12 protein-coding genes are annotated in these 13,756 nt (G+C 38.4%); 6 read left to right on the top strand and 6 right to left on the bottom strand.

Going from position 1 to position 13,756, the window contains the following annotated elements:
- The first annotated feature begins 55 nt into the window (after positions 1-55).
- The 3 genes from htpG to nuoF all read left to right on the top strand — a co-directional run bounded on the left by htpG (position 56) and on the right by nuoF (position 5,443).
- Positions 56-1,861 (top strand): molecular chaperone HtpG, encoded by a 1,806-nt coding sequence (gene htpG / locus LC115_10730; GenBank protein ID MCZ2357138.1) that lies wholly within the window; start codon positions 56-58, stop codon positions 1,859-1,861.
- A 190-nt stretch (positions 1,862-2,051) separates the two neighbouring features.
- Positions 2,052-4,040 carry an OmpA family protein gene (locus LC115_10725; protein ID MCZ2357137.1) on the top strand — a complete coding sequence of 663 codons (1,989 nt, stop codon included), beginning with the start codon at positions 2,052-2,054 and terminating at the stop codon, positions 4,038-4,040.
- Positions 4,041-4,102: 62 nt separating this feature from the next.
- A complete protein-coding gene (gene nuoF, locus LC115_10720) occupies positions 4,103-5,443 on the top strand; it encodes an NADH-quinone oxidoreductase subunit NuoF (GenBank protein ID MCZ2357136.1) in 1,341 nt (446 codons plus the stop codon).
- 45 nt (positions 5,444-5,488) lie between these two features.
- Here the strand turns inward: nuoF and LC115_10715 are convergent, their stop codons facing one another.
- From LC115_10715 to purE, 6 genes are all read right to left on the bottom strand, one after another.
- Entirely contained in the window at positions 5,489-7,225 is a 1,737-nt protein-coding gene (locus LC115_10715) for a BamA/TamA family outer membrane protein (protein ID MCZ2357135.1), read from the bottom strand.
- A 4-nt stretch (positions 7,226-7,229) separates the two neighbouring features.
- Entirely contained in the window at positions 7,230-7,496 is a 267-nt protein-coding gene (locus LC115_10710; GenBank protein MCZ2357134.1) for a hypothetical protein, read from the bottom strand.
- An 11-nt stretch (positions 7,497-7,507) separates the two neighbouring features.
- Positions 7,508-9,073, bottom strand: a complete 1,566-nt coding sequence (dnaB, locus tag LC115_10705) for a replicative DNA helicase (protein ID MCZ2357133.1) — start codon at positions 9,071-9,073, stop codon at positions 7,508-7,510.
- Positions 9,074-9,327: 254 nt separating this feature from the next.
- Positions 9,328-9,585, bottom strand: coding sequence for a 50S ribosomal protein L27 (gene rpmA / locus LC115_10700; GenBank protein ID MCZ2357132.1), 258 nt, complete (start codon positions 9,583-9,585; stop codon positions 9,328-9,330).
- A gap of 3 nt (positions 9,586-9,588) precedes the next feature.
- A complete protein-coding gene (gene rplU / locus LC115_10695; GenBank protein MCZ2357131.1) occupies positions 9,589-9,903 on the bottom strand; it encodes a 50S ribosomal protein L21 in 315 nt (104 codons plus the stop codon).
- A gap of 38 nt (positions 9,904-9,941) precedes the next feature.
- Positions 9,942-10,445, bottom strand: coding sequence for a 5-(carboxyamino)imidazole ribonucleotide mutase (gene purE / locus LC115_10690; protein MCZ2357130.1), 504 nt, complete (start codon positions 10,443-10,445; stop codon positions 9,942-9,944).
- 257 nt (positions 10,446-10,702) lie between these two features.
- Here purE and LC115_10685 point away from each other — a divergent pair, with 257 nt between their 5' ends.
- From LC115_10685 to LC115_10675, 3 genes are all read left to right on the top strand, one after another.
- The gene (locus LC115_10685) at positions 10,703-11,488 is read left to right on the top strand and encodes a hypothetical protein (protein MCZ2357129.1); all 786 of its coding nucleotides are present in this window, start codon (positions 10,703-10,705) and stop codon (positions 11,486-11,488) included.
- A gap of 82 nt (positions 11,489-11,570) precedes the next feature.
- A complete protein-coding gene (locus LC115_10680) occupies positions 11,571-12,038 on the top strand; it encodes a hypothetical protein (GenBank protein MCZ2357128.1) in 468 nt (155 codons plus the stop codon).
- A 510-nt stretch (positions 12,039-12,548) separates the two neighbouring features.
- Complete coding sequence (locus LC115_10675) at positions 12,549-13,658, top strand: IS5 family transposase (protein ID MCZ2357127.1); 1,110 nt, start codon at positions 12,549-12,551, stop codon at positions 13,656-13,658.
- Positions 13,659-13,756 lie beyond the last annotated feature (98 nt).

The raw sequence follows: 13,756 nt of genomic DNA, 5'->3' as shown, positions 1-13,756 counted from the left end.
TACTTTGTATTCAAAAAAAGCATAACTTTGCGGCCTAAAATTGAAATTATAAAAAATGAAAACAGGAACCATTTCAATTAATACGGAAAATATCTTTCCGATTATCAAAAAGTTTTTGTATTCTAACCAAGAAATTTTCCTACGAGAACTTATTTCTAACGCCGTAGATGCTTCCCAAAAGTTAAAAACATTATCTTCTTTAGGAGAAGTTTCTGGTGAATTGGGAGAACTAAAAGTTAAAATATCCATAAATTCATCAGAAAAAACAATCACAATCCACGATAACGGCATCGGGATGACTGCCGAAGAAATTGATAAATACATCAATCAAATTGCTTTTTCGGGAGCGCAGGAGTTTTTGGCAAAATATAAAGACACTGAAAATCAGATAATTGGTTTTTTTGGATTGGGTTTTTACTCGGCTTTTATGGTTTCAAAACAAGTTGAAATCATCACTAAAAGCTATAAAGATGCTCCGGCAGCTAAGTGGTCATGTGATGGTTCTACCCAGTTTACTATCTCAGAAGCCGATAAAACAGAGCGTGGAACAGACGTAATATTGCACCTAAATGATGATGCCTTAGAATATCTCGAAAACTACCGCATCGAGGAAATTTTAAAAAAATACTGCCGCTTTCTGCCAATTTCCGTTGAGTTTAACGAAAAAATAATCAACAATATAGCTCCTATTTGGCAAAAAACGCCCGCTTCCTTACAAGAAGAGGATTATCTGAAATTCTACGAAGAGTTATATCCGTTTCAAGAAAAACCGTTATTTTGGATTCATCTAAACGTAGATTATCCTTTTACTTTAACCGGAGTTTTATATTTTCCAAAAATTCGCCCTAATGTCGAAATCCAGAAAAATAAAATACAGCTATATTCTAATCAGGTATTTATCACAGACTCTGTTGAGGACGTAGTTCCGGATTACTTAGCCCTGTTACAAGGCGTGTTAGATTCACCGGATATTCCGTTAAATGTATCCAGAAGTTACTTACAAACAGACACTAACGTAAAAAAAATAAGTCAGCACGTTTCTAAAAAAGTAGCCGACAAATTACATGAACTATTTACAAATGACCGAGAAGCATACACTCAAAAATGGGAAAGTATCGGACTATTTGTAAAATATGGTATCCTTCGCGATAACAAATTTCATGAGCGTGCTAAAGAATTTTGCTTATACCAAAACGTTGATAAAAAGTTCTTTACCTTTGAGGAATACCGCAAACTTATCCAAATAAACCAAACGAATAAAGATGGTAAATTAGTAGTTTTATACACTACAAATGCAGAAACGCAGCATACTTACATAGAAATAGTAAAAAATCACGGCTATGATGTGTTACTGTTTGACGGAATTTTAGACATACACTTCGTTCAGTTTTTAGAAATGCACGAAGAGAATGTGATGATTTTACGAGTAGATGCAGATACACCAGAGAAACTAATAGACAAAGGAGAAGATTCTATTTCTGTATTAACGGATGCTGAAACAGAAGAACTTAAAAATCTTTTTGAAAAAACGCTTAATAAAACAGAAGCAGCTATTCAATGTAAACCGGCAAGCAATCAAGATTTACCGGTAATGATAACCCGCTCTGAATATCAAAGACGCATCACAGAATCAGCAAATATGGGGATGTTTTCCAGAGACCTTCCAGATTTGTACAATGTGGTTATCAACACAAACCACCCATTAAGTAGCAAAATTTTGGCTACAAAAGATGAAACAGAACGCAAAAATCTGATAACCTACAGTTACGAATTAGCGTTATTATCACAAGGAATGCTAACAGGCTCTAACTTAACGGACTTTATCCGCCGAGCTGTGGTAAATATTAGTCAGGAAAAGTAAAGATTTCGGTTCAGAAAGTATAAATGTTGTTTTTTTGGGTTATTGAAGAATAATTTATTCTTCAGTAACCCAAAAATTATCATTTTTTATCAATTTTTTTATCAGATTTTCTGAACCACAACCAAATATTCTTTTACAAAATATATTTTTGATTTCTGAAAGATACGAAATTTGCCGTACTTTGAAAATTATGTTACGAAGGATCATCGTTACTATTTGTTGGCTAATACCTACTTTGGCATTGCTGGCACAACCGGACTATAAAGCTGAAAAAAAATATTTAAAAGCCGCAGAAGAGTTTTTAAAATATGATGAGTATAGAATGGCTATTCCGCATTTGGTTTCTGCTGCCAAAGCAAATCCAGATAACCCTGAAACACAATATGTTTTGGGAAAGGCTTATTTCTTAAACGGAAGCAAGAAAAAAGCATTAGGATGCTTTAAGAAATTATACGAGCTAAATCCAAATTATCCCAATCCGCACCTATTGATGATGTATGCAATGTGTTTACACTTTGATTTACAGATAGATGCAGCAATAGAGAACTATAAAAAGATTAAAGAAAAAAACCTTATGGAGCCATATACGATGGAAGACATCAAGATGGCTATTAATCAATGCGAAAATGCGCGGATTTTGGTAAAGCAGCCGGTTAATGCCTTAATAGAAAACGTTGGCCCTACGGTTAATTCGGAATATCCTGATTTTGCTCCAGTAATATCTGCCGATGAGTCTATGATGCTCTTTACCTCACGAAGAAAAGGAAATTTAGGAGGCCCCCCTCCGGGTAATGAATTTCCGTACGAAGATATTTATATCTCTTACAGAGAAGATAACGGAGACTGGCTGCCGGCAATCAATATCGGCCCGCCAATTAACACCCGCGGACACGACGCCAGTATCGCCCTTTCACCGGACGGCCAAACATTATACATCTACAAAGACGATAATGGCGGCGATATTTTCACCTGTAAGCTAAAAGGAAAAACATGGGGAGCACCAGAAAATATAGGAAAACCAATCAACTCCAGATTCTACGAACCCTCAGTCTCTATATCAGCAGACGGAAAATTGATATTCTTTGTTTCCAATAGAGACGGCGGCGTAGGCAAAAGAGACATTTATTACTGCAAAAAACTAAGAAATAACAAATGGTCAGAACCTATCAATCTTCGTAAAATCAACACTCCTTATGATGACGATGCTCCTTTCTTTCACCCAAACGGAAAAACTCTTTACTTTTCATCCAAAGGCCACAACTCAATGGGGGGATACGATATTTTTAGAACAGAACTCCAAAAAGACAGTACATGGTCAGTACCGGTAAATATCGGTTATCCAATCAACACTCCCGATGATGACATCTACTTTGTTCTTTCTGCCAGTGGAGAGCACGGATACTATGCCAGTGTCAAAGACGGAGGCTTGGGTGAAAAAGATATTTATCGAATCACCATCCGAAAACCGGAAGTAACAAGCGTAGTAGCGAAAACAGAAGATATTAACCTAAAAAATGATGCCAAAATAGAAATCCCTGTTCCGATGCTAAACAATCCGGTAACTTTATTGAAGGGAATTATTACCGACAAAAAAACCAAACAACCCCTCGAAGCTACAATCCATGTAATTGATAATGAGCTAAATGATACTATATCTGAAAATATTTCCAATATAGCCACCGGAAAATATTTAGTAACACTGCCTTCCGGCAAAAACTATGGAATTATCGTTCAAGCACCAGATTATTTATTCTATTCTGAAAATTTTAATATTCCGATTTCTCAAGATTATCAAGAAGTAGTAAAAAATATTGAGTTAGATAAAATCATTACTGGCTCAAAAGTTATCCTAAAAAATATCTTTTTTGACTTTGATAAATCCACTCTACGCCCGGAATCCGAAGCAGAATTAGATCGTTTATACAAGTTTCTGGCTTCAAATTCGTCTATTCGTGTAAAAATTGGCGGCCATACAGACAACAAGGGTTCTGATGAATACAACCAAAAACTATCCGAAAGCCGCGCCAAAGCAGTTGTAGATTTCCTACTTTCAAAAGGAATAGATACCAAACGTTTGGAATATCAAGGTTATGGAGAGTCTAAGCCCATAGATACCAATGACACGGAAGAAGGCCGGCAAAACAATCGCCGCACCGAATTTGAGATTTTAGCAAATTAACAACCCAGAGATTTTTTTATTATTATTGTTATTTGGTTTAAAAAAAGTTCAATTTTTGTATAATGAATTGGAGAGAGTATCAAAAGTTGATTTTGCCGGATATTCCGAACTATCACCAACTTGATGTTTATGTTGCACACGGAGGCTATGAAGCCTCTAAAGAAGTGATAACCAATGCTTCACCACGTAATAAGTTGTATGGTATAGACAATGACCCCAGCACATTGCGTTGGGATAGAAAAAAAGTCATTGACGAAGTAAAGGCAGCTAATATTCGCGGACGAGGCGGGGCTGGCTTTAATGCCGGCTTAAAATGGTCATTTATGCCGCCAAAAGTACCCGGAGTCCCTCGTTATTTAGCTTGTAACGGAGACGAATCAGAACCCGGTACTATCAAAGACCACCGTATCTTTGAATACAATCCGCATCAATTTATTGAAGGAGTACTCATCGCCTGCTATGCTATGGAGATGGATGCCGCCTATGTTTATATCCGTGGCGAATACGTTGATTGGATTGATATGCTCCAAAAAGCCGTTGATGAAGCCTATGCCAAAGGATTTGTCGGAAAGAATATTTTTAATACCGGCATTTCGATAGACATCTACTTGCACAGAGGAGCAGGAGCTTATATCTGCGGCGAAGAAACCTCTCTTATGGAGTCCTTGGAAGGGAAGAGAGCGTATCCCCGAGCAAAGCCACCTTTTCCGGCACAAGCCGGATTGTGGGGAAAACCAACGACCATCAACAATATAGAGACCTTAGCGAATGCTCCCTTAGTGATTAAAAATGGAGCAGCTTGGTATCGCAATATTGGCAGCCCTACGCACCCCGGCCCCGTTTTATATGGTATCTCCGGTCATGTAAATAGACCCGGCGTTTATGAATACCCAACAGGAATGCTTATTACAGACCTACTAAACCACGTAGCCGGCGGTATGAGAAACGGAAAAAAACTAAAAGCATTGATACCCGGAGGCTCTTCCGTACCAGTACTTAGAGCAGAACAAATCGAAGGAATAACGATGGATGCAGATTCCTTACGCACCGTAGGAACTTATATGGGAACTGCCGGTATGCTCTTCTTAGACGAAGACACCGATATGGTAAAGTTTTTGTACCGAATAACTCGCTTTTATCACCACGAATCTTGCGGACAATGCACACCTTGCAGAGAAGGAACCGGCTGGTTAGAAAAAATAATAACCCGCTTTTATCATAATGAAGCCGATATACGTGATTTTGAATTATTGATAGATATTTGCGACAATATGGAAGGGCGCACAATCTGTGCTTTAGCTGATGCAGCCGCTTGGCCAGTTCGAAATACAATTACCCGATTCCGTGAAGACTTTGAAAAACGAGTAAAATTCAATCACTCCGTTCTCATTTCTTCTAAGTAATCGCTGATAGTCAGGCGTTTGTTATATGGCTTAGACGATAGTTTTTCAGAATAGGCTGACGAACCCAAGATGTATTTTTCCTCGCAGAGGGTTTAATGGAAATTCCCCCCATTTGCCTGCGGCGTAGCTAATGTTTAGTAACCCAGCTCCGGTTTCTAACTGTAAGCCAACCCCAATACCTAACGGGCTTACCCGAGCCGTTTCGGTATAGCTTGGTAATAACAACATTCCGTAATCAACAAAAGCTGCAAAAAATGAGTTTTTCTCTAATAAGTAGCGGTATTCTACTGTGCTGATAGCAGCAGCAGAGGCAGTAAATAAGTTTTCGTTAAACCCACGCAAAGACTTTGCACCTCCATATTGAGGCAGTTCGTTTAAGAAATAACTCTTCATGTATATCCAACTGCCTCGTAGTTGGGTTTTCAGGATATGCCGTTTTTGCGCTAATTTAAAGTATAGCTGAATATCGGCAGAAACATCTATACGGGGTTGCTGTAAGGGGATTTTAGAATAATCCAAAGAATCTAACCCAGTGGTTTTAAATACCTTTTTTTGTCCATAGCATATATCTCCGGAAATAATTTTTCCATGAGACGGGCTTGGCTTGTAATCTACTTTTTCATAGTTAATTCCGACCCCAAAACCGTTTGTTTTGGTATCTAAAAATGGCGGTGGTGGCCATTTTACGGTTTTATATTGCCCTACTTGAAGTAAATTTGAAGTGATATTTCTATAAAACAGCTGAAGTTGGAGGCCAGGTGCGAGGTCATAGGCGATACTGGGTTCAAATTTTCGGCGTAAAAACGTAGTATCTTGTTTTTGCAATTCAAATAAAACGGCAGGAGAAAATAATGTTTTGAAGATAAAGGGCTGTTTGTAACGAATATACAATTTTTGAGAGGCATCAGGGAGTTTATTATACTGCAAAGTCATGGCTTCGCCGGTTCTAAAAGCACTAATAAGCATTAAGTCGGCTGTTATTGTAAATTGAAATTTTGCAGTATTATTAACCGGCGGGAGCAAGCCTGCTAAGAAATCAAAACGAGAATTTTTGCGTGGCTGCATATTCAGATGAATAACGGCACCCCGATTGGTTAAACGGTATCGAGGAGTATCCGCTTGTTGATAATATAAAGAATTGTTTAAAATATTCGGAATCTTAGGTAATAGCAGCGGATTAAATACCTCACCCGGACGCATACGAAGCAAAGAATAGATAAAATTTGGGCGTTCCCGAAGTGAAGCCGGCAGAATAATGCTATCTATCTTTGTTTTAGCTCCTAACTCACCCAGCAAACTGGCAGAAACCCATTGCGTATCCTCTCTTTTTCGATAAACTAATGATTGAAAAGAAACCTTTGCTTGTAAATATCCAATTGATTTCCAATAAGTTACTTGTTTCTGAATAGCCTGATAAAGTTCGGGAGGTTTAAATAGTAGATGTTTAGCTGCATTATCTCTGAGTTTTAAAATTTCAGATACAGGTTCTAATAAACTAATATCCAGAGTATCCCAGCGAAAAATATCTCCTTCATAGACATAAATTTTGCATATATCAGGAGAAAAAACAATAGAATCAACAGAAAAAGCAATTTGGCCGCGCTGCGCTGCTTGGATAGTTAATTTTTTAATAACTTTTTGAATATCAGAGCTGTCTGAAATCTCTTTAATACTGATATTGGGATTTGGCGGAATGCTATGCACCTCAATATGCAATTTTTGCCCGTTTACTGTCAGGTAAATTCCTAAAAATATTATCCACCAAGAACAGCAAAGATGCATTTAATTAATGCTTGGCTAAGCCAGCCTGAGTTATGCAAAATGCATAGTTATCCAAATTATCAGAATCAAACAAGGTAGTTTCTTGCCAGTCCTTGAGTGTCTGGTTAAACTGAAAAATAGCAATTAATCTATGAGCTAAAAGGGTTTTAATTTCATCGCAGAGTATTGGTTTGGGAAGTTGAGTTTCGGATAACAACTGCTCAAAAGGTTCAATAAAGTATAGACAAGAAAGTATTTTTTTCTGGGTTGAGGATAAAATATTGATTTTCATGGTAATGGAAATTAGAATGGGGGTTCTTCAAAGTATCCGCTAATTTCTTCTGCGTTATTTATTTTTGAGGGGAATTCACGGTTTGCGGGGTTATTTTTAGGTTGGATTGGGAACGGGTTGTTAAACTGTGGGTCAGCTTGGAGGGTGAAATATTCGTTTAGGTTATCAAATTTGGCAAATTTGGCGATGAAAGATAGTTTTACGGTTGCTAAGGGGCCGCTACGTTGTTTTCCGATTATCACTTCACCGACTCCGGCGGTTGGGCTTCCGTCTTCAAAGGTCTGCAAACCATAATATTCCGGTCTGTAGAGAAACATAACCATATCAGCGTCTTGCTCTATGGAGCCTGATTCCCGTAAATCACTGAGCATAGGGCGTTTATCAGAACCTCTTTTTTCTACTTCACGGCTTAGCTGGCTCAAAGCGATAACAGGAACGTCTAATTCTTTGGCCAATTCTTTCAATGCTCTGGAAATACCGGCGATTTCCTGCTCCCTACTAAAGCGTTTAAAAGCATCGCTATTCATAAGTTGCAGATAATCAATGATAATCATTTGTATATTATGCTCTACTTTAAGTCTTCGGCATTTAGCTCTAAGCTCCAAAATAGAGAGTCCGGGGGTATCGTCAATGAAGATTTTGGTTTTAGCTAAGGTATTTAGCCTTTCGTTTAGTTGAATCCATTCGTGGGGTTCAAGTTTTCCGGTTCGTCCTTTATTGGCATCAATTTCGGCTTCTGCAAACATCAATCTTTGAACTAACTGGGTAGCAGACATTTCAAGGGAGAATATAGCTACGGCGGCATTTTGTTGAAAGGCAGCATTGCGGGCTACCGAAAGTACAAAAGCGGTTTTTCCCATACCTGGCCTTGCCGCAATAATGATTAAATCCGAATTTTGCCAGCCGGACGTGTAGCTGTCTAATGCTGGAAAACCGGAAGTAATCCCCGTTAAACCCTCTTTTTGGTCTTTTAGCTGCTCCAAACGACTTAATACACGGCCTACTAAATCTTGCATAGGCAGATAATCTCGCCGCAAATTGGTTTCGGATAGCTCAAACAGCTTTTGTTCAGACTTATCTAATAACTCAAAAATATCTAACTGCTCTTGATATGCTAACTGATTGAGTTCGGCAGTAATGCTTATCAGTTTCCGCTGAATAAACTTCTCTACAACAATTCTGGCGTGATATTCAATGTTGGAAGATGAACCAATACTAAACGTAAGTTCATTGATGTAGCTTGTTCCGCCTGCTTTTTCTAACTTTCCGGTGCTGCGGAGGTACTGAACAACGGCCAGTAAATCAACGGGATTTGAACGGGTAAATAAGGCTGTGGCGGCTTCAAAAATAAACTGATTTTTAGGATCATAAAACATTTCCGGCTTGAGAATATCTATAATCCTAGCTAAAGCCTCAGACTCAAGCAAAATACTCCCTAATATAAATCGCTCTAAATCAACAGAATTAGGAGGAACCCGGCTAGTATTAACCGGCAAAGAATTAGTTGAGTTAATTAACGAATTAACAGATTCAAATAACTTTTGCTTTGGGATATTTTCTAATTCAGTATTTTCCATAATAAAAGTGCAATTTCGGAGATACTCAAGTATTGTAAAAGTATTGTGAAAAATACCCTGATTTTGTGTATAACTACAAGGCTTTTGTGGAAAAGTAAAGTGCTGTTTTGTGCCTTTACGGTGTTTGTTGAAAAAATAAAGCGATAAAAACCCTATCTATCGAAAAATCATTACGTTGGTTTAATAGCAAAAATCCGTTCTTCTGTTTTCTCAAAAGAACGGATTTTTATCAACAGTATTTTTTGAATAATTACTTATGCCTCAGCAGGAGTAACTTCTACGATTTTTTTTCCGTAAAGGGTTCTGAATAAGACAGTTCCTTCAGATAAGGCAAATAGAGTATGGTCTTTGCCAATACCCACATTTTTACCCGGATGATATTGGGTTCCTCTTTGGCGAATGATAATGTTTCCGGGGATAACCAATTCTCCGCCATATTTTTTTACTCCCAAGCGTTTACTGTGGGATTCTCTACCATTTTTGGAACTCCCGGCTCCTTTTTTGTGTGCCATAACTTATGCTGAAATAGATTGAATTAAAATTTTGGTAAACTGCTGGCGGTGTCCGCGCTTATTTTGAAATCCTTTTCTGCGTTTTTTGTGAAAAACGATAACTTTATCTCCTTTAACATGAGCCACTACCTTAGCTTGAATAGAAGCACCGGCTACAGTGGGAGCGCCTATTTGAACACTTCCATTTTCTTGATCTACTAACAAAACCTGGTCAAATTTCAGCTCACTGCCTTCTTCATTGGGGAGGCGGTTTACAAATATCGTTTGGTCGTTCATAACTTTGTACTGATGACCAGCTATGGATACAATTGCGTACATAATCCTTAGAATTTCAGGGCGCGAAATTACAAAAAAAATTATCTAACCATAGGAAAATGTAATTTTTCTGCTTTTTCTGCTACAGTGTCTTTCAGGGAGGTTTTGTATTTCAGTATAGTTTCTATCAGCGTTGGTTCGCCAATGCTCAATATCTGGGTAGCTAAGATTCCAGCATTATAAGCACCGTTTACAGCTACCGTTGCAACCGGCACACCATTAGGCATTTGAACAATAGACAGCAGAGAATCCCAGCCATCCAAAGAATTAGATGATTTAATAGGTACTCCAATGACCGGCAGCGGAGTTGCGGCGGCTAACATACCGGGTAAATGAGCAGCACCACCGGCACCCGCAATGAGCACCCGCAACCCACGCAAATGCGCATGACAAGCATAATGATGCAACTTCTCCGGTGTACGATGCGCCGAAACGATGTCAATTTCATGCCTTACCCCAAAAGTTACCAATATAGACGATGCCGCCTCCATGATAGACCAATCAGAATCCGAACCCATCACAATCCCTACCCAAACTTTATCCATAAAACATTAAGACGTTTTTCCAAAACGCAAGAAACAAATCTTTTTAACTCGCAAGGATGCAATTAATACTCAATGATATTCCTAAAACTGCATATTCTTTTGTGGATAACTTTATTTGGAAACTATTTTGAAGTTTCATTTGCTTTGCTTTGCTGAAAATTTTCACTATTGATATGAAAAATTTAGCAAAAAGATTTTTGATTGTTATTTTTATTACGTTTATATTCGTATCTTGCAAGCAAGACGAGAAACCGTTTTTGAAAAAAAACTTTGGAAAGGAGGCTGTTTTTGAACAAATCGAGGACATCAACCTATCTGTAAGTACCAAAAAATCCTCCAAAAATGGTGGTCCTACTCCGGCTGAAATTATAGCACTTGGAACGTGGCTTAACCAAAACCGAGAGCTTATCCATAAATACATGGATATCTGGATGAAAGGAAGTTTAAGTATGATAGAAAATCAACAGATAAGAGATAAAATAAATGTAGCATCAGTTAAATACGAACAAGAGACTGGTGTGGACTTTTACGCCCCTTTCAAAGATGTTATTCAGGACTCTCAGGAATTAATGATGAAAGTTACAGAATCTATTACTAAAAATGGAACTTCGGAAGATTTGGAAATATTTCGGAATCTGAAATTAGAATACAAGCCGACTGCGCCTGTTAATATCACCATTAAACCTAAGTTCTTTTTGTATTACAAAACACAGAGTATTTATTCAGGAATAGATACTGACAAACCGCTTAGAGTAGCCGTTCGACTATTGCAAAATGAAAATTCCATCCCCGGATTTGAATTTGACGGAGCAAAATGGAATCCGATCACTACTACTGCCGTAGAAATAGATAACAGAGCCACAATACTCATTTCCGCGATGATAGAGTTTCCGGATGGCAGCCAGTATTTTACCAATACAATTGAAGCGGCAGGGTGCGGGAGGTGTACACACTCTGAGCGCAAGGAGGAAGATTGTATGTGGCCAGGAAAAGGATGTAGATGTAAAAAAGGACATTATGCTGATGATATCCCATATTATTAAGAACTTAAGAATCCTTATAATATACTGTCTGTGTGGTTGCTCCTTGCACTTACCCCGAAAACCATACATTCATAACATTAAAATGGATAACGGAAAATCAATTAGTGGTTGCGTAGCAAATTTTGAATACTTTTTGTATTTGATTCATGAAGTAGATACAAGCGAAAAATTCAGGGATAGTTTGTATAAAGTTCCGATAGAATATAATTATGCTGTCCCTTTACAGGATGTTGCTGATTTTATTAAATACAAAACTTCAAAGCTAAATAAATTCAAAAATGCTGCATTTGAAAGCAACTGTTTAGGGAGGTCAAGAAGAATATCCCATAAAAGATGGAAGTTGTATCAAAGATTTGACCCGAGCCGAGCTTATACAATAAAGATGGAATTACCGGATTCTGCAGAATTGAAGAAATTAATACGGGACAAAAAAATCGTAAAGTATTGTCCATGCGAATTAACTAAGCAAGGGTTAATTTCTTTGGTAGTGGGGGCAGATTGTTCCCATTATAGCTTACGATTAGTCGCATGGTTAGAAAAAAACGAATAATGAGGAAGTGATTTTTCTGTGTTTTCACATAGGCTCATAATGCTAAACTGTTCAGAAAAGAAAGGCAATAGATATACGCGATGATAGAGTTTCCGGATGGCATTTAGCATTTTACCAATACAACTGAAACGGCAGGGTGCGAGAGGTGTATTAGAACTTACAATCCAGTAGAAAAGAAATATGAGTGTGAATCTCCAAGAGGACGTTGTAAATGTTACATAGAACTTAACCCTATTAGGTATGTTTATTAACATAAGCTATTGTGCCATTTGTCTAATGTTATTTTTGAGCAATTTTTCTTTTACTAAGCAGAATTCTTCACGTAAACAAGTTTCCAGCTACGTAACCATTGAAGAATAACGAATTTTTCAGGAATGTTTTAGTGAATATGTGGTAATGGGTGCTTACCGCGAAAATATAATACTTAACGAGCCTGTTGCACGACAAAAAAAATTAAAATATTTAACTATTTGATTTTGAATTAATTAAATAATTTATTATTTTTGTGGTGTGATAAAGCACGCCCAAATACAGATGAGTTTTAGCCAGCCCTACGTTTCTAAACGCAGTTCTAAAAACGCGTTTCTAAAGCAAATAAATGAGGTAATTGATTGGGAATCAATCGTAAAAATACTTCAAAAACACTACCCAAAAGGGCTTAGACCGGACGGCAGACCCGCCTACAACCCCATTATTCTTTTCAAAATGCTACTGCTCGGCGTTTGGTATAAAAGCCTGAGCGACAGAGACATAGAAGACAGGACCAACACCGATTTAAGCTGGATGACCTTCGTTGGGCTGAGTCTTGAAGACGAAGTACCCGACCACAGCACCCTGTGCCGCTTCCGCAACGAACTGGCAGGAAGCAATGCCTACGACTTGCTGTTGCAAGAACTTAACCAACAGCTTGATAAACATGCTATTACGGTAAAATCCGGCTGCATAATAGATGCCTCCATTACCGACAGCCCCCGCAAACCCACCGGAAAACCCACCTACGAAATTGCCGAAGACAGAAAAGAAAACGAACAAACGGAAGAAGCTATACAAACACAAACGGCTGAATTAAAGCTTGTTAAAGTAAATCAACCTGGCGTGGACGACGAAGCCCGCTGGCTCAAAAAAGGCAAAGAAACCCGCTTTGGCTACAAAAAACACGTTATTACCGACGGCAACGGATTGGTCCTTGCCCTGGAGACCACACCCGCCAACGTCCATGACCATAACCACTTTAACACATTGATAACCAAGGCACAAGTTCCCCCAAAAGTCGCCATCTATGCCGACAAAGCCTACAAATCCAAAGCCCATACCACCTACCTCAAAGCGAAGGGACTTAAAGATAGAGTGTGTTATAAAGCAGTGAAAAACAAACCCTTAACAAAATTACAACTCAAATTCAACCAACTCTGCGGCAAACACCGCTACAAAATAGAGCGCACCTTTGCCGGCACCAAAAGCTGGTTCGGCGGCGGCACCGCCCGCTATGTGGGCATCGCCAAAACCCACGCCCAGCACGCCCTGGAAGCAATTGCATACAACCTGTATAGGTTACCTAAGCTATTAGTAAACAATATGTTAACACCAAAAACGGCACCACCTCAAATGCAGCTATTTTAAGCCTGTAGGCCCAAAATACGCCCAATTGGTAAAAATGAGGCGAAAAAGGGGCAAAAACATAAAAAATGAAACCCCACACCCACAAAAAAAGACGTAAA

The sequence above is a fragment of the Bacteroidia bacterium genome, from assembly GCA_026932145.1.
Classification (GTDB): Bacteria; Bacteroidota; Bacteroidia; order J057; family JAIXKT01; genus JAIXKT01.
This window is presented reverse-complemented; position numbering and strand designations above follow the sequence as displayed.